The sequence below is a fragment of the Tautonia plasticadhaerens genome, from assembly GCF_007752535.1.
Lineage (GTDB): Bacteria > Planctomycetota > Planctomycetia > Isosphaerales > Isosphaeraceae > Tautonia > Tautonia plasticadhaerens.
The window spans coordinates 2310269-2326408 of sequence record NZ_CP036426.1 but is presented as its reverse complement, the minus strand read 5'-3'; the positions used below and the strand labels follow the sequence as shown (position 1 = coordinate 2326408).

General features: G+C 72.0%; 14 protein-coding genes. 10 read left to right on the top strand and 4 right to left on the bottom strand.

Annotation, left to right across the window (positions count from 1 at the left end; translation table 11 throughout):
* The first annotated feature begins 3 nt into the window (after positions 1 to 3).
* The 3 genes from ElP_RS08940 to ElP_RS39430 all read left to right on the top strand — a co-directional run bounded on the left by ElP_RS08940 (position 4) and on the right by ElP_RS39430 (position 3035).
* Positions 4 to 390 (top strand): hypothetical protein, encoded by a 387-nt coding sequence (locus ElP_RS08940; RefSeq protein ID WP_145268488.1) that lies wholly within the window; start codon positions 4 to 6, stop codon positions 388 to 390.
* Positions 387 to 1013, top strand: coding sequence for a Uma2 family endonuclease (locus tag ElP_RS08935; RefSeq protein ID WP_197446830.1), 627 nt, complete (start codon positions 387 to 389; stop codon positions 1011 to 1013). The genes ElP_RS08940 and ElP_RS08935 overlap by 4 nt, the downstream gene beginning before the upstream one ends.
* A 132-nt stretch (positions 1014 to 1145) precedes the next feature.
* Positions 1146 to 3035, top strand: coding sequence for a 4Fe-4S dicluster domain-containing protein (locus tag ElP_RS39430; RefSeq protein ID WP_231749588.1), 1890 nt, complete (start codon positions 1146 to 1148; stop codon positions 3033 to 3035).
* A 6-nt stretch (positions 3036 to 3041) separates the two neighbouring features.
* Here ElP_RS39430 and ElP_RS08920 read toward each other — a convergent pair whose 3' ends face one another.
* The 4 genes from ElP_RS08920 to ElP_RS08905 all read right to left on the bottom strand — a co-directional run bounded on the left by ElP_RS08920 (position 3042) and on the right by ElP_RS08905 (position 8930).
* On the bottom strand, positions 3042 to 3467 hold the full coding sequence (locus ElP_RS08920) for an NYN domain-containing protein (protein WP_145268486.1): 426 nt from the start codon (positions 3465 to 3467) through the stop codon (positions 3042 to 3044).
* 113 nt (positions 3468 to 3580) lie between these two features.
* Positions 3581 to 4462, bottom strand: coding sequence for a hypothetical protein (locus tag ElP_RS08915; protein WP_145268484.1), 882 nt, complete (start codon positions 4460 to 4462; stop codon positions 3581 to 3583).
* Positions 4463 to 4811: 349 nt separating this feature from the next.
* Positions 4812 to 5981: a flavodoxin-dependent (E)-4-hydroxy-3-methylbut-2-enyl-diphosphate synthase gene (gene ispG, locus ElP_RS08910; RefSeq protein ID WP_145268482.1), complete on the bottom strand. Its 1170-nt coding sequence runs from the start codon at positions 5979 to 5981 to the stop codon at positions 4812 to 4814.
* Positions 5982 to 6128: 147 nt separating this feature from the next.
* Positions 6129 to 8930 carry a serine/threonine-protein kinase gene (locus ElP_RS08905; RefSeq protein ID WP_145268479.1) on the bottom strand — a complete coding sequence of 934 codons (2802 nt, stop codon included), beginning with the start codon at positions 8928 to 8930 and terminating at the stop codon, positions 6129 to 6131.
* Between the two features lie 369 nt (positions 8931 to 9299).
* Between ElP_RS08905 and ElP_RS08900 the strand changes: the two genes are divergently transcribed.
* The 7 genes from ElP_RS08900 to ElP_RS08870 all read left to right on the top strand — a co-directional run bounded on the left by ElP_RS08900 (position 9300) and on the right by ElP_RS08870 (position 16134).
* Positions 9300 to 10181 (top strand): class I SAM-dependent methyltransferase, encoded by an 882-nt coding sequence (locus ElP_RS08900; protein ID WP_145268477.1) that lies wholly within the window; start codon positions 9300 to 9302, stop codon positions 10179 to 10181.
* A gap of 160 nt (positions 10182 to 10341) precedes the next feature.
* Positions 10342 to 10761: an ester cyclase gene (locus tag ElP_RS08895; RefSeq protein WP_145268475.1), complete on the top strand. Its 420-nt coding sequence runs from the start codon at positions 10342 to 10344 to the stop codon at positions 10759 to 10761.
* A 114-nt stretch (positions 10762 to 10875) separates the two neighbouring features.
* A complete protein-coding gene (gene larC, locus ElP_RS08890) occupies positions 10876 to 12162 on the top strand; it encodes a nickel pincer cofactor biosynthesis protein LarC (protein WP_145268473.1) in 1287 nt (428 codons plus the stop codon).
* Between the two features lie 126 nt (positions 12163 to 12288).
* Positions 12289 to 12870 carry a hypothetical protein gene (locus tag ElP_RS08885; protein WP_145268471.1) on the top strand — a complete coding sequence of 194 codons (582 nt, stop codon included), beginning with the start codon at positions 12289 to 12291 and terminating at the stop codon, positions 12868 to 12870.
* Complete coding sequence (locus ElP_RS08880; protein ID WP_145268469.1) at positions 12867 to 13409, top strand: hypothetical protein; 543 nt, start codon at positions 12867 to 12869, stop codon at positions 13407 to 13409. Before ElP_RS08885 ends, ElP_RS08880 begins: the two co-directional genes overlap by 4 nt.
* Positions 13406 to 14638, top strand: coding sequence for a glycosyltransferase family 2 protein (locus ElP_RS08875; RefSeq protein WP_145268464.1), 1233 nt, complete (start codon positions 13406 to 13408; stop codon positions 14636 to 14638). Before ElP_RS08880 ends, ElP_RS08875 begins: the two co-directional genes overlap by 4 nt.
* Complete coding sequence (locus ElP_RS08870; protein ID WP_231749586.1) at positions 14635 to 16134, top strand: aldehyde dehydrogenase family protein; 1500 nt, start codon at positions 14635 to 14637, stop codon at positions 16132 to 16134. Before ElP_RS08875 ends, ElP_RS08870 begins: the two co-directional genes overlap by 4 nt.
* The last annotated feature ends 6 nt before the right edge of the window (positions 16135 to 16140 follow it).

The window sequence follows — 16140 nt, the reverse complement described above, 5'->3', positions numbered from 1 at the left end:
CCGATGACTTCCGCCACATACCCCTGGGTCGACGTACTGGGCCGCAAGCACGAATGCGGCCCGAGCCTCTCGCCCTACGTCGCCGTCGGGATCACCGTCGGCGGCCGGTCCGAGACGCTCCACATGCCCGACCACTTCGAAGACGGCGGCTCCGCGCTCGAGGTCCGGGCGGTCATCGGCGATGGGTCCCTCATCGTCGTCATCGCGACCCACCCCGGGAACGAGGAGGTGCCGGAGCCGTCGACCATCCTGATGGTCGCGCGGCGATCGGACGACGCCCCTTTCGTCGTCCACGTCTGGCACGAGCTTTATCCCCGGGCCCTCGACCACTTCGGCCTCGCCGACGAGTCCCCGGCCGACCAGCTTCCCGGGAGGTCGCGAACGTCATGAGCACCGACGTGAGGGCGAGGGGGACCATGCTCTTCGGCGCGTTGACCCTCCGCTTCCGGCCCGGCCTCCGGCTCTCCGACGAGGTCTTCTGGCGGCTCTGCCGGGCCAACCCGAATCTGCGCCTGGAACGCTCCGATTGCGGAGATCTGGTCATCATGGCTCCCGCCGGCCTCGACTCGGATCGCCGCAACCTCAACCTCGCCGGCCTCGTCTGGTCCTGGAACCGGGCGAATGGGGAGCCGGGGGTCGTCTTCGGTGCCTCTGCTGGGTTCACGCTCCCGGACACGTCGATCAAGGGACCGGACGTCGCCTGGCTCTCCCGAGGACGATGGGAGATGCTCCCGGAGCAAGAGCGGGAGCGGTTCGGGCACGTTTGTCCCGAATTTGTCGCCGAGGTCCGATCCCGGAGCGACCGCAAGGGACAACTCCGGAAGAAGATGCACGACTACATCGCCAATGGCTCCCGGCTCGGCTGGCTGATCGACCCCACCCTCAAGGCGAAGACCGTCGAGATCTACCGACCCGACCGGCCCGTCGAGATCCTGGACCGCCCCGAGACGCTCTCGGGCGAGGACGTCCTGCCCGACTTCGTGCTCGACCTCAAGGGCATCCTGTTCGACTGAGCACGACCAACCCGGCCGGATCTCCCCCGGCTCCCGTTCAACCTCCCCGACCGATTCCGTTAGAATCGGTCGATCACCCGATCGATCGCGAATCATCCCGGGTCGCAACGGCCCGACGTTCCGGAGGGACCGATGGTCAAGATCCGACGCGCCTACGAGGCGCTCGCCCTCGGGCTCTTCCTCTTCTTCCTGCTGATCACGGACCTGCGCTTCCTCAAGGGGTGGCCGGTCTCGTGGTTTTTGGAGGCGTCCCCGCTGGTGGCCGTCGCCACGGCGCTGACGACGCACACGATCTACCGGAACCTGTTCTGGGGGCTGGTGATCCTGGGCATCACGATGATGCTCGGCCGGGTCTGGTGCAACTGGATGTGCCCCTTCGGCATCCTGCACCACCTGTTCGGCAACATCGGCGTCCGGCGGAACACGAAGCAGGCGATCGAGGTCAACCGCTACCGCCGCATCTACGCGCTGAAGTACTACATCCTGGCGGCGATGATCGCGATGGCCGCCCTCTGGATCGTCCCGACGCTCTGGAACGCCCCGGGCCGGATCGCCGAATCGTACAACGAGGCCGCGCTGGCCCGGACGGCCGAGGGGGGATCGGTTACGACCTTCGACCAGGCGTTCGGGATCTCGGCCTGGATGATCGGCCTCGGCCTGGCGGGACTGGGCGGTTACGCGGCGTTCCGGGCGATGGGAGTCCTCGGGCCGTCGAGGCTGGCGAGGGTCCCCGTCGGCGCGGCCCTGCTCGGCGTCGTCGTGCTCGGGCTCGGGATCGGCCTGATGAGGGCCGGGGTGCCGGAGACGCTCGCGGCTGCGGGAGACGGCCTCGGCCGATCGGCCGAGGCGGCGAGGCGGGACAACGCCACCTTGCAGATCGGCCTGCTCGACCCGATCGCCCTGACCGTCCGCTCGATGACGACGAGCGTCCTGCCGTCGGTCGACAAGGCCACCGAGGGGGTCTACACCGACACCCGGGAATACTGGTTCGCCTGGGTCGTCGGGGTCATCTTCATCGGCTTCCTGATCGCCAACTGGTGGATCCCCCGCTTCTTCTGCCGGGCGGTCTGCCCGCTGGGCGCCCTGCTCGGGGTCTTCAGCCGGTTCTCGCTCTGGCGGATCGACCGGGACCCGGTGCGGTGTACCGACTGCGACCTCTGCCTCAAGAGCTGCGAGGGGGCCTCCGACCCGCACCAGGACCTCCGCAAGAGCGAGTGTTTCGTCTGCTTCAACTGCATCGAGGACTGCCCGCACGACGCGCTCCAGTTCCGCTTCCTCCCCCGCAAGGCCAGCGAGATCACCGCCCCGGCCCTCGACCGCCGGACCCTGATGCTCGCCGGCCTCTTCGGCGTGCTCTTCTTCCCGATGGCCCGGCTCTCGGGCGGCGTCCGCAAGAACTTCGACCGGCGGGTGATCCGGCCCCCGGGCTCGGTCGCCGAGCAGGAGTTCCTCCAGCGCTGCATCAAGTGCGACCAGTGCATCCGGGTCTGCCCGACCAACGTCCTCCAGCCGGCGCTCTTCGAGGCCGGGGTGGAAGGGCTCTGGACGCCGATCATGATCTCCAAGATGGGCTGGTGCGAGCTGAACTGCACGTTGTGCAGCCAGGTCTGCCCGACCGGAGCCATCCGGGAGATCTCGATCGCCGAGAAGCTCGGCGTCGGCCCGTTCGAGGCCCAGGGGCCGGTCAAGACCGGCACCGCCTTCTATAACCGGGGCCGCTGCCTGCCCTGGGCGATGGACACCGAGTGCGTCGTCTGCGAGGAGGTCTGCCCGACCAGCCCCAAGTCGATCTTCACCCGGAACGTCGAGGTCACCGACCGCTGGGGCGGCACCCTGGAGCTGAAGCGCCCCTTCATCGACCCCGAGAAGTGCATCGGCTGCGGCATCTGCGAGCACGAGTGCCCCGTCAAGGACGACCCGGCCGTCTACGTCACCGCCATCGGCGAGACGAGGGACAAGGAACGTTCCCTGCTCCTCTCGCTCGTCGAGGATCCCGCCCTGGCAGACCAGCTCATGGCCTGAGCCGGGTTACTCGCCCCCCTCACCGGCTCGATCGAGCCGATCGAGCCGGGAGAGCAGCCAGGACGCACCCCGCACCTCCGCGCCGAGGTCCCGGACCCGGCGCGAGAGGTCTCGGTCGGACGTCGCGACGACCGCGTCCCCCGGTCCTCGGGCGACGATCTCGACGATGCGGTCGTCGGCCGCATCGGGTCCCCTCCGGCTCGCGTAGAGGACGGTCACGCCCCCCTGTTCCCCCTCCGGGAGGTCGGGCAGCGGCCTGCCGTCGATCACGACGACGATCGACTCGGGGACCTCGGGGGCCAGGCCCCGGAGCCGTCCCACCAGCCCGAGCTTGGCGGCATCGCGGTCGCGCCACCAGCCCGTCGGCCTCGAACCGATGACGTTCATGGCGTCGACGATCAGCCGCGCGGGGCCCGGGCTCGGGTCGTTCATCGGGCGTCTCCTCCGGGCTCGATCGGCGAAATCGGCCCGGCCGATCGGTCGGAGCAAGCCGAGTGCCGTCTCGGGCTGAGATCGGATCGGCCGTTCATCGAGCACGACCGGGCTCAGGCCGCCCCGCCGAGCCATCGGATCGACTGCCGCAGGGCCGTCATCTGGCCCTCGGCGTTGCGAATGCTGTCGATTTCCCCGTCCAGCAGGGTTGGCTTCCTGTCGGCCCAAGCCTTGAACGTCCTCGCGAGCTGGTCCACGGACGTGGTGCCTCGCTCATACCCTTGAAGCGTGGAGTCCAACGCCTTGAGCCTGCTGCTGCGAGTCTTGTTGCCGATGCAGCCCGGGACGGTGGTGCGATGGTAGAAATCGCCCTTCGTCGGGACCGTGGTCAAGCCCTCCCGGTGGATCTTCCGCCTGAGGCTGTTGTCCCCGCAACTGTAGCAGCAGAGGGCCGGGTCGAGGACGGACGTGGTGCTCGTCGTCTCGCCGCGCTGCCTCCTGACGCCGATGCCCCACAGGTCCACGCCGAAGCAGCCGCGAGGGAAGCGGTCGCGGTACTGGATGGTCGCGTCGTCCGGGCATCCCACCAGCAGGAACCAATGCCCGGTGGCGTTGCCCTTGGCCTGTTCGATGACCGTGATCGCGCCGCTGCACCCGTTGCTGCGGAGCAGGTAGAAGGCCAGCGCGGTGCAGCTGTCGCAGCGAATCCCCATGGGGCCTGTATTCTGGAATCGATCGTGGATCCGCCGGCCGTACTCATACCACCAGTCCTGGCTGGTGTTGGTGCCGCCGAGCCCCCGCAGGAGCAGGGCCGTGTCGCTCTGCGAGCTCTTCATCATCGGGTCGTTGCCCGGCAGGGCGCCATCATCGACGATCACCGGCCGGACCTCATCCCGCATGACCCCGTTCGAGGGGTCGTAGACCTTCTTGGTGATGGTCCTGAACAGGTAGGGATCGATCAAATTCCTGACGAGGTTGATGTCGAATGCCCGCACGTCTCCCCCTCGTTGTTCCGTGTCGCGTCGGGAGGGCCCCGCAGGCGCCCGGACCAAGGGCTCCGGCCGGTCGGGAGAGGGTCGACTCGCAGGCCCGTCGATGGTCGCGGCCCGGCAGTGGCCGCGATCGGATCCGCCGGCTTTGAAAAAGGGCCGGCGAGGGATCCTTCGCAGTCGAGTGCGAGGGTGCGACACGCCATCCGTGGCGGGACGACTTTTTAGGCGTCCTCGAAGGCTCTCGTGGGGCGTGACGGCGTGTCGGGAGCAGGCCATCTCCCCGGTCGGGCGCCCGCCAGGGGCGCCCTCGGGCGGTGGGAGCGGGGCTGATGGAGGAGGGCGGTTTCGCCGCTCAGCCGAGGACCGTCAGGGCCGACTTCTGCTGCTTCTGCTCCTGCTTCTTGAGGTACGACTCCAGCGGCGGGGTGTCCTCCTCGAAGCGCATGACCTCCTGCCAGAGGGCGTCGACCATCTCCTCCTCCTTGACGTGGCGGATCGGGACGCCCCGCTTGAAGATGATCCCCTTGCCGCTGCCGGCGGCGATGCCGATGTCGGCCTCCTTGGCCTCGCCGAAGCCGTTGACGAGGCAGCCGAGGATGCTGATCCGGAGCGGATGCTTCAGGCCCTTCATCCGCTGCTCGACCTCGGCGACGATCCGCTCCAGGTCGATGTCCAGCCGGCCGCAGGTCGGGCAGGCGACGACCTCGGGCTCGTTGATCCGGCGGCTGGTGGCACGGAGGATGTCGAAGCCGGCCTTGACCTCGGGCACGGGGTCGCCCAGCAGGCTGACCCGGATCGTGTCGCCGATGCCCCTGAGCAGGATCGCCCCGATCCCGGCGGCGCTCTTGAGGGTGCCGTACTCGCGGGAGCCCGCCTCGGTGATCCCCAGGTGCGTGGGGTAATCGCTCTTCTGGGCGAAGAGGGAGTAGCACTCGACGGCCGTCGGCACGTGACTGGCCTTCAGGCTGATGATCATCTGGTGATAGCCGAGCGACTCCGCGATCTCGATGTGCCGCAGCGCGCTCTCGACCATGGCCTCGGGGCAGGGGAAGCCGTACTTCTCGATGAGGTCCTCTTCGAGGCTGCCGCTGTTGACGCCGATCCGCATGGGGACGCCCTGGTCCTTGGCCCTGCGGACGACCTCCTTGAACCGCTCGACGCCGCCGATGTTCCCCGGGTTGATCCGGATCTTGTCGACCGCCCGGCGGCCGGAGGGGGTGCGGGCCTCCAGGCAGGCCAGGGCCATCCGGTAGTCGTAGTGGATGTCGGCGATCAGCGGGATGGTGATGTGGTCCCGGATCGCCATGCAGGCCTCGACGTCGGCCTTCTTGGGGACGGTGACGCGGATGATCTCGCAGCCGGCGTCCTCCAGCTTCTTGATCTGCGCCAGCGTGGCGGAGGCGTCGGCCGTGTCGGTGGTGGTCATCGACTGGACCCAGATCGGGTTGTCGCCGCCGACGACGTGGTCGTCGATCCCCACCTCTCGGGTCTTGTGACGCTGCACCGAGGTCGAGTAGGCCATCGTCGTATCGCCGTCCGTATCGTTCGGGGTGGCTTGGCGTCGCGGATCCTTCACGCAAGGCGAGACCGCTACACCGGTTATCGTAGTCGAGGCCGCCCCGGGCATCAAGGTCGGCCGGCGAGAGGGGAGGGGCACGCCGTCCGGATATTACCGGGCCAGGTCGGCCGTGTTGGCGTCCGGCATGCGGCCGGAGCGGACCATCAGGCTGGCCAGGGCGGCGCGATGGTCGGCCAGCAGGTCGAGGAACCGGGAGTCGTCGGGGGCGTGCCGCAGGGCGTCGAGCTGATGGGCGATCGCCCGCTCGAAGGCGGATTCGGCCTCGGGGCCGCGTCCCTGGGCGGCCAGCGTCAGGCCGAGGCGGTGCCGGGTCCCTCCCAGGTCGCTGAGGCGATCGGGGTTCGAGGGGTCGGCCCCGGCGAGCTCGGCCCGCAGGGCGATCGCGTCGCGGAAGGCGGCCTCCGCTTCGTCCAGCCGGCCCAGCTCGTGCAGGCACCGGCCGATGTTGTGGGAGATGGTCCCCAGGGTCACCCGGTGCCCACGCTCCCGGCGCCATTCGGGGGGCAACGTCCCGAAGCACCGGGCCGCCCGACGCTGGGCCCGGAGGGACTCGTCCCAGCGGCCGAGGTCGTAGCAGGCCGCGCCGAGCTGGGCGGAGCAGTGGGCCATGGTCACGGCCATGGCCGGGTCGTCCTCGCCCCGGCCGGAGGCGATCCGCTCGAAGTGCGCCAGGGCCCGGAGGGCGGCCGATCGGGCCTCCTCGGGCCGGTCGGCCCTGCGCAAGAGCTCGCTGTGCAGGAGCTCGGCGCCGGCCAGCTCCCGCCTCGAAGACTCGTCGAGGGGGGACGCCGAGACCGCCTCCTCCCACGAGTCGACCGCGATCCGGATGTCGTCGATCGCGGCCGAGGGATCCTCCTCGTGCCGGGCGAGGCGGGCCAGCTCGGCCGAGAGCCGGGCGAGGAGTGCCCTCGCCTCGCCGTCCGAGGGCCGTTCGCGGATCGCCCGCCCGAGCGGCCGCCGGACCTGCCGGAACAGGTCGACCGCCCTGCCGGGTCGACCTCGGCGGTCCTGGAGCTGGGCGAGCAGCAGGCCGAGCCGGGCGACCTCCAGCAGCTCCTCCCGGGGGGGGGCCGGGTGGTCGGCCCGACCGGAGATCAGGCCCGACACCAGTCGGTCGGCCCGCCGGAGCGTCTCGTCCCCCTCCCGGGGCCGGCCCGAGTCGAGCTGGGATTGGGCCTGGGCGAGCAGGACCAGGGCGAGGCGGCGGCGGTGTCGGGGCTCGTCGGGGAGGTCCGTCGCCAGCGGCTCGGCCATCCGGACCGCGTCGAGGTAGGCGTCGATCGCCTCCTCGTCCGACCCGACCTCGGTGGTCATCTCGGCGAGGTGGAGGGCCAGGGCCGCCCGCTCCTCCCGGAGCGTCGGGTCGTCGCTCAGCTCCGAGTCGACGACGAACCGGCGGGCGTGGGCGATCGCCTCCCCGGCGAGCGCCTTGCGCCGTCCCGGGCCGATCGTCGAGCCGTTGGCCGCGACCCTGGCCAGCTGGGATTGGTGCCAGATCGCCCGGTAGGCGCCCTTAAGCTCCTCGACGGCCTGGCGGTGCTGGCGTTCGACCGCGGCGAGATGCCGCTCGGCCTCCCTCCGGTAGTGGTCCGAGCCGAGCCACAGGGCCGTGACCGTCCCGAACGAGCCGAGCACGGTGACCCCCAGGACTAGGGCCAGGGCCGCGACCGTCGGCCTCCGCCGGCAGCGTCGGCCGAGGCGACCCAGCGGGCCGACCCGGCGGGCCTGCACCGGCTCGCCCCGGAGGTGGCGCCGCAGGTCCTCGGCCATGGCGTCGGCCGAGGGATAGCGCAGGGAGGGCTCCTTGGCCAGGGCGGTCAGGCAGATCGTCCCCAGGTCGGTGGGGACGCCTGGGCCCATCGGGGTCGGGTCGTCCTCCAGGATCTGCCGGAAGACCGCCTGGTTCGCCCCCACGAACGGCGGGTGGCCGGTGAGCAACTCGTAGAGCACGGCCCCCAGGCTGTAGACGTCGCAGGGGGGGCCGATCGCCGGCAGCTCGCCCCGGGCCTGCTCGGGGCTCATGTAGGAGGGCGTGCCGACGGCCTCACCCGGCCGGGTCAGCGTGGCGTCGGCCTCGATCCGGGCCAGGCCGAAGTCGGTCAGCCGGGGGCGGCCGTCGGCGCCGATCAGGATGTTCGAGGGCTTCACGTCGCGATGCACGACGCCGCAGCGGTGGGCGTGGTGCAACGCGTCGGCCACCTCGGCGGCCAGCCGGGCCGACTCCCGCGGGGAAGGCCGCTCGCCGGTCGAGAGCCGCCCGGAGAGCGTCGTCCCGGCGACGAACTCGCCGACGAGGAAGGCCGAGCCGTCCTCGATCCCCGTCTCGAACACGGGGACGAGCCCCGGGTGGGACAGCCGGGCGACGCTCCGGGCCTCGCGACGGAACCGGGCCCTGGCGTCCGCCCCGGCCAGTTCGCCCCCGTGCAGCACCTTGACCGCGACCTCCCGGCAGAGCTGGCCGTCCCAGGCGCGGTAGACCACCCCGAAGGCACCCCGGCCCACCTCCTCCAGCAGCTCGAACCTCCCGAGACGGCGGGCGGTGGGGCGCCTCGGGGATTCGGGGGGCGGGTCGACCCGGAAGGTCTCCAGCCAGGCCTGGCCGGCGCGTGGGCCGGCCGGATCGGCCGGCCGCTCCAGCTCGGGGAACCGCTCGCGATACTCGGACTCCGAGGCCGCCTCCCCCCGGGCTTGCCGGGCCTCCAGTTCCGCCGCGACGAGGGCCGGAAGCAAGGCCCGACGGGCCGGCCCGTCGGGCGGGAGGAAGTCGGAGATCTCGGGGCGGCCCCCGTCGTTGAGCAGGCCTTCGAACTCGGCGATCGTCTCCTCGATCGCCCCCCAGTCGAGGCGATCGGCCCCCGACCCGCTCGACCGATCCCGAGGTGCTCCGCTCATGGTCCCTGGGCCTCCTCGGAGGTCGACGGGCGGGGATGCCGGGCCGGGATCGAAGCCATCCTCGGCCTTCGCCCGATCGCGAGGCCGACGACCGCCGCGAGGTCGAAGGGGGGATCACCCTTCCCTTCGCCCGACGACGCCGGGCCGGAGTGCCGGGATCGGGGTCCTCGTCGACCCCCCGTCTCGACACCGTCGCCCTGGCCATCCCACGGGGACATGGGACCGCCCAATTGTGACCTGATGAAGGGCGGGCCGCAAGGGAGGGGATGCCCGGAGGCCTCGCCGCCGTCGGGGCTTCGGGGTATGCTCGGGCTCATGGCCGATCCAGGGGGATCCGGGCAGGGCCGGCGGATCCGAACGCTCAAGTCAATGCTGCTGCCCGCGTACAACGGCGGGCATCGCCTCGCCTGGCGGGTCGGGGAGTACCTCGGGGCCGTCCGCAGGGGCCGGTTCAGCCGATGCGCCGCCTGCGGGCGTTGGGGGCCGAACCTCTACCGACGATGGGTCATCCGCCCGGAGCTGGAGCGTCGATCGGGCGTGAGCCCCCGTGCGGCCGAGGCCTGGGCGCTGAAGGAGTCGGGCGACTGCGTCCATTGCGGGGCGAAGCTCCGGGCGAGGAGGATCGCCGAGGTGATCCTCCGGCTCTATCCCGTCGGCGACCCGCCGCGACCGGCCCCGTCGATCCGGCGCTGGGTCGAGTCGGCCGAGGCCCGCGCCCTCCTCGTGGCCGAGGTGAACGAGGTCGAGGGCCTGCACCGGCAGCTCCTCCGGCTCCCGTCCTTCCGGCCCAGCGAATTCCGGGACGACGCCCCGCCCGGCGAGGTGGTCGACGGGGTCCGATGCGAGCACCTGGAGCGCCTGACCTACGAGTCCGAGTCGTTCGACCTGCTGATCACCTCCGAGACCCTGGAGCACGTCCCCGACCTCTCCGCCGCCCTGGCCGAGATCCTCCGGGTCCTCCGCCCCGGGGGCCGCCACTTCTTCACCGCGCCGATCCTGCCGGGGGTCTCCCAGACCTTCCCCCGCGCCGTCCTCCGGGGCGACGGCACGATCGAGCACCTCGCCCCCCCGGTCTCCCACCCCGGGGGCGACTGGGGATACCCCGTCTTCACCGAGCTCGGCGAGGATTTCCCGGCCATCCTCCGGCTCGCCGGCTTCGAGGTCGAGACGGCCTTCGGCCCCCTCCGGGAGGACGACGTCTGCCAGGTCTACTGCTGCCGGAAGCCGGCCGACGGGCCCCGGTCGACGTGAGGTCCTTGCACCCGGCCGGGGTGGCGAGCGGCGCGGCCCGGGTGCGATTCTGCTGGACGAGGGCCCCCTCCCCTGGCATGCTCCCGGGTGACGCCCTCCCCGCCGGGAGTGCCGGCGGATGGGGGAGGGCGACGCCCGAATGACGTGAGGGTGGTGCGCGATGTCGACGCAACGGACCCTGGCCCGCCGCTGGTTCGAGGAAGTCTGGAACGATCGGCGACCGGAGGTCGTCCACGAGCTGATCGCCCCGGAGGGGGTCGGGCACCTCCCTTCCGGCGACGTGGTCGGCCCCGAGTTGTTCCTGGAGCGGGTCTATCGCCCGTTCCTCGCCGCCTTCCCCGACCTCCACATCGCGATCGAGGACACCCTCGGCGACGAGGACGACATCGCCGTCCGCTGGTACGCCACCGGCTCCCACACCGGCGAGCCCTTCCTCGGCATCCCCGCCTCCGGCCGTCGCATCTCCCTTCGGGGCATCACCTGGATCCGCTACCGGGACGGCCGGATGGTGGAGGGGTGGGATTGCTGGGATACCGCCGCGCTGGCGGGCCAGCTCCGGGGCGACGGCCCCCGTGGGTGATCGCCCGAAGGGCCCCGCCTCCCGCCCGTCGGCCGCGATCCGACCTTGCTCGGCCGGGTCGCTCGGCTACAATCGACGCACGCCCGACGCGGGCGGGAAAGGGACTGCTCCACCGTGCGCATCGCCTACTTCGACTGCTTCAGCGGCATCTCCGGCGACATGACCCTCGGCGCCCTCGTCGACTCGGGGGTGGACCCGCAGGCGATCGTCGAGTCGGTCCGTCGGCTCGGGCTCGACTTCGAGCTGACCTTCGAGACCGTCCGCCGCGGCGGCTTCCGGGCCACCTACGCCCGGGTCGTCGCGCCCGAGGAGCATGCCCACCGCCACCTGCACCACATCGAGGCGATGATCGACCGCGCCGAGCTGCCCCCGAGGCAGGTCGAGCTGGCCAAGCGCATCTTCACCCGCCTCGGCGAGGCCGAGGCCAACGCCCACGGCATGGACCTGCAGAAGGTCCATTTCCACGAGGTCGGCGCCGTCGACTCGATCGTCGACATCGTCGGAGCGGCCGTCGGCCTGGACCTGCTGGGGGTCGAGCGGTTCGAGGCCAGCCCGATTCCCCCCGGCCGGGGGTCGGTGATGGCCGCCCACGGCCGGATGCCCCTGCCCGCCCCGGGGACGGCCGAGCTGCTCCGGGGGGTGCCGCTGGCCGATTCCCCCATCGAGATGGAGCTGACCACCCCGACCGGGGCCGCCATCGTCTCCACCATCTGCGAGCGGTTCGGCCCATTGCCGGCGATGACCGTCGACACCATCGGCCACGGCGCCGGGACGAAGGAGATCCACGGCCAGGCGAACATCGTCCGGCTGTTCGTCGGGACGACGGCCGAGTCGCCCGACTCGGACCGGGTCTGGATCCTGGAGACGAACCTCGACGACCTGCCCGGCGAGCTGGTCGGCTACGCCACCGGCCGGCTCATGGAGGCCGGGGCCCTCGACGCGTTCGTCACCCCCATCTACATGAAGAAGAATCGGCCCGGGGTGATGCTCTCGGTCCTCTGCACCGAGGCGAAGCTCGAGGCGATGGAGGCGATCCTCTTCCGGGAGACGACCACCCTGGGGGTCCGGCGCCACCCGGTCAGCCGCCACAAGCTGCGCCGCAAGGCCGCCGAGGTGCAGACCCCCCTCGGCCCCATCAGGGGGAAGCTCGGCTGGCTCGGCGACCGGCCCCCGACCTTCAGCCCCGAGTACGACGACTGCGCCCGGGTCGCGTCGGAACGCGGCGTCCCGCTCCGGGAGGTCTACCGCCTGGCCCACGAGGCCCACGCCTCCGCCGGCGCCTCCCCGGTCGAGGCCGCCGCCCCGTCGGGAGGGGACGAACATGGGCACGGCCATCACGATCACGGCCACGACCACGGACACCATCATCACCACGAAGGTGAACACGATCACGGACATTGATCGGACTTCGGGTCCGGGGCGGGGCGTCCGGCCGGTCGCCCGCCCGTCGTCGGCCGATCGGGCCCCGTCCTCCCGGGGCCGGGACCCCGGTCGGTCCGGTTCGATTCCTCGGGAGTCTCGACGGTGATGCCGGAGCTGATGAGCACGATGCCCGTCCTCCTGGCCGTCGCCGGCGCCCTGATCGCGACCCTCCTGACCCGCCGACGCCTGGTCGAGTGGGTCGGCCGTCGGCTCGACCGGATCGAGGGTCGGCTGGCGGGGCTCGACTCGGCGTTGCGGAGGATCGAGGAGTCCCTGGCCGACCGGGGGGAGGCCGGCCCGCCCTCGTCGATAGGCATACGGCGGGGCGATCGGCCCCATCACTCGTCCCCCTCCCGGCCGAGGTCGGTCGGCCGGGGGACGCCCGCCCCGGGTGAGGATCTGACCCCGGCCCCGGCCCCCACCCTGATCGCGGTCCCCGACCTCTCGGGGGCCGGCCGGGCCGTCGGCTCGCAGGCCGAGGCCGCCGGCCGGGCGACCGCCTCGGGGGACCTGGCCCGGCGGTTCGGGCGCATCTGGGAGATGGCCGACGAGGGGGGGACGGCCGATCGGATCGCCTCGGCGACCGGCCACCCGATCGGCCAGGTGGAACTGGTCCTCAACCTCAGGAGACGCCTGATCGACGGGCCCGACGACCGGGCCGATCGGCGCGACGAGGTGCCCGGATGACCAACCCCCACGGGCTCGACCCCGAGTCGGAATCCTGCCTGCACCGGACCCGATCGGCGGTGATGAGCGTCCTGGCCCTCGACGGGGTGCTGATCGCCGCCAGCGGCGTCCTGCTCCGGAATCGGGGGCCGGGCATGACGCTCTGGCCCGCCGAGGAGGCGTACCGCTGGTCCCACCTGGCGCTGCTCGCCCTGATGTTCCTCGGCTCGGCGATCCGGCTCATCGGCACGGCCCGCCCCGTGCTGGCGGACCCGTCGAGGAGGGCCCGACGCTTCCTCGGGTCGCACCTGCTCGGCGCCCTGTTCGGCCTGGCGGCCCTCCCCCTGGGCTTCGCCTACGGCTGGGCGGTCCGCCCCCAGCTGGCGGCCGTCGGTCCGTTCTGGGCCGTGGGGCTGGTCCTCGGCCTGCTGTCCCTCCCCCGGGTCGACGAATTGACCGGCTTCGACCAACCCATGAGCCCCCGCCGCCGGGCCCGGATCGGGCCCGGGGTCGCCGGGGCGTCGGACCAGCCCCGCCCCCCGAGTCTCCCCCGACCATGAATCTCTCCCCGACCGAGCGGACGATCCTCTGCATCTACGCCGCCATCGTCGCCGCCTGGCCGATCCGGCACCTGGTCATCACCGCCTTCTTCCGGAGGCTCGACGTGCTCGACCTGCGCTCCCGCCGGTATTCCGGCGTCGAGCCGCCGCCGGTGACGGCGGTCATCCCGGCCAAGGACGAGGAGGGGGCGCTGCCCGCCTGCCTCGAGTCGGTCCGGGCCCAGACCTATCCTGATCTCGACATCCTCGTGGTCGACGACCGCAGCACCGACGCCACCCCGGAGATCGCCCGACGGGCCGCCGAGCTCGACCCCCGGGTCCGGGTGCTCACCCTGACCGAACTGCCCCCCGGCTGGACGGGCAAGACGCACGCCCTGCACGTCGCCGCCGCCGAGGCCCGGGGCCGATGGCTCTGGTTCCTCGACGCCGACACGAGGCACCAGCCCGATTGCCTCTCGATCGTGATGGAATACGCCAGGGCCAACAACGCCTCGCTCGCCAGCCTCCTGCCCGAGATGCGCTGCGAGAGCTTCTGGGAGAAGGTGGTCACCCCGCTGGCCGGGATCGTGCTGATGCGGACCTATCCCACGTTCATCGCCAACGACGACCGCAGGCCCCTGGCCTTCGCAAACGGCCAGTTCCTGCTGATCGAGCGGCCCGCCTACGACGCCGTGGGCGGCCACGAGGCGGTCCGGGACCGCTTCGTCGAGGACATCGGCCTCGCCCGGCTCGTCAAGGCGACGGGGAGGTCGGTGAAGACGGCGATCGCGCCCGAGATCAGCTCGACGCGCATGTATACGTCCCTCTCCGGCCTGGTCCGGGGCTGGAGCCGGATCCTCTACGACGCCCACGATCGGAAGGCGCTCCCCCTGGTGGGGAAGATCGTCGAGCCGCTGGTCTTCAGCCAGACCGGGGACGCGGCCCTGGTCGTCTCGCTGGCGATGCTGGTCCTCGGCTACTCGGGGCCGTTCGCCTGGTGGCTGCTGGGGATGAGCCTGGTGCATCAGGTGCTCAAGCAGTCGGTCCTGTACCGGATGTACCGGCTCAGCTCGCCGAAGACGGCCTGGTACGCCATGTACTACTCGCTGGCGGGGATCGTCTCCGACGTGATCATCGCCCGGTCGATCTGGATGTGCCTGACCGGCCGGGTCACCTGGCGGGGGACCTCCTACGGCGGCTCGGCGACGCCACCCGCCGAGGTCGTCGGCCGCTCGGAGTCGGCGTCGTGACCGGGCCACTCGTCGAGGGCGTGATCGTCTCCCGGAATCCCGCGACCGGAGAGGAGCTGGCCCGGATCCCGGCCACGCCCCCCGACCGGGTGGCCGGGCTGGTCGGTCGGGCCCGGGAGGCCCAGCGGGCCTGGGCCGACCGGCTGTGGTCGGCACGCCGGCACTCCCTCGGACGTTGGCATGCCGAGCTGGCCCGCCGGGCCGAAGTCCTGGCCGACGCCGTCCGGGCCGAGGTCGGCAAGCCCCAGGGCGAGGCGATGGCGGCGGAAGTCGTGCCCAGCCTCGACGCCCTCCGGTGGACCCTCCGGTCGGCCGGCCGGGTGCTCGCCCCCCGGGTCGGGTCCCCCGGCTCGCAGCGTTGGCTGCTGATGCCCCCGGCCCGGGTCGAGCGGAGGCCGATCGGGGTGGTCGGGGTGATCGGGGCCTGGAATTACCCGGTCCTGCTGAACGTGCCGGTCATCGCCCACGCTTTGGCGGCGGGGAACGCTGTGGTCTGGAAGCCCTCGGAGCTGTCGAGTCATTGCGGTGCCCTGATCCAGGAGACGATCGACGCGGCCGGACTGCCCGACGGGCTGGTGTCGATCGTCCAGGGCGGGCCTGCGGTCGGCTCGGCGATGGTGGAGTCGGGGGTGGACAAGGTCGTCTTCACCGGGGGCCTGGAGAACGGCCGACGGGTGCTGGCCGCCCTCGGCGGCCGGGGCGTCCCGGCGGTGGCCGAGCTGTCCGGGTTCGACGCCGCCGTGGTGCTGCCCGACGCCCCCGACGCCCCGACCATGGCGGGCCTCCGGTGGTCGGCCTTCCTCGGCGCGGGGCAGGCCTGCATGTCGGTCAAGCGGGTGTTCCTGGTCGGCCGGCCGGCGTGGCCCTGGGCGGAGGCGTTCGGGAGGCTCGCGGACGGGCTCCGGCTGGGGGATCCGGGCCGAGCCGACGTGGACGTCGGGCCGATGATCTCCGAGTCGGCCCGGGACGGCTTCCACGCCCGGGTGCGATCGGCCCTCGACGCCGGCGCCCGGTTGATCGCCGGGGGGGGGCCGGTCGAAGGTCCCGGCTGGGCCTATCGGCCGACGGTCCTGCTCGCCGAAGACGGGGACGGCGCCCCCGAGCGGGCCCTGGAAGGCTGCTTCGGCCCGGTGGTGATCGTCCGGGGGGTCCGGGACGACGCCGAGGCCGCTTCGGCGGTGAACTCCAGCCGATTCGGGCTCTCGGCGAGCGTCTGGGGCGGGGACCGGCGTCGGGCCCGTCGGCTGGCGGACCGGCTGGACGTGGGGGTGGTCGGCATCAATGAGGCGACCTCGTTCTTCGCCCTCGCCTCCGCCCCGGCCGGCGGGGTGAAGGCCAGCGGGTTCGGCCGGGTCCACGGGGCCGAGGGGCTCCGGGAGATGACCGCCCCCAGGACGATCGTCTCCCGGGCGATCCGGTCGCCCCGCCCGCAGGTCTTCCCCTACTCCGGGAGGCTGGAACGGCTCCTCAAGGTGTATCGGGGCATGTTCCATTGAGGGCCG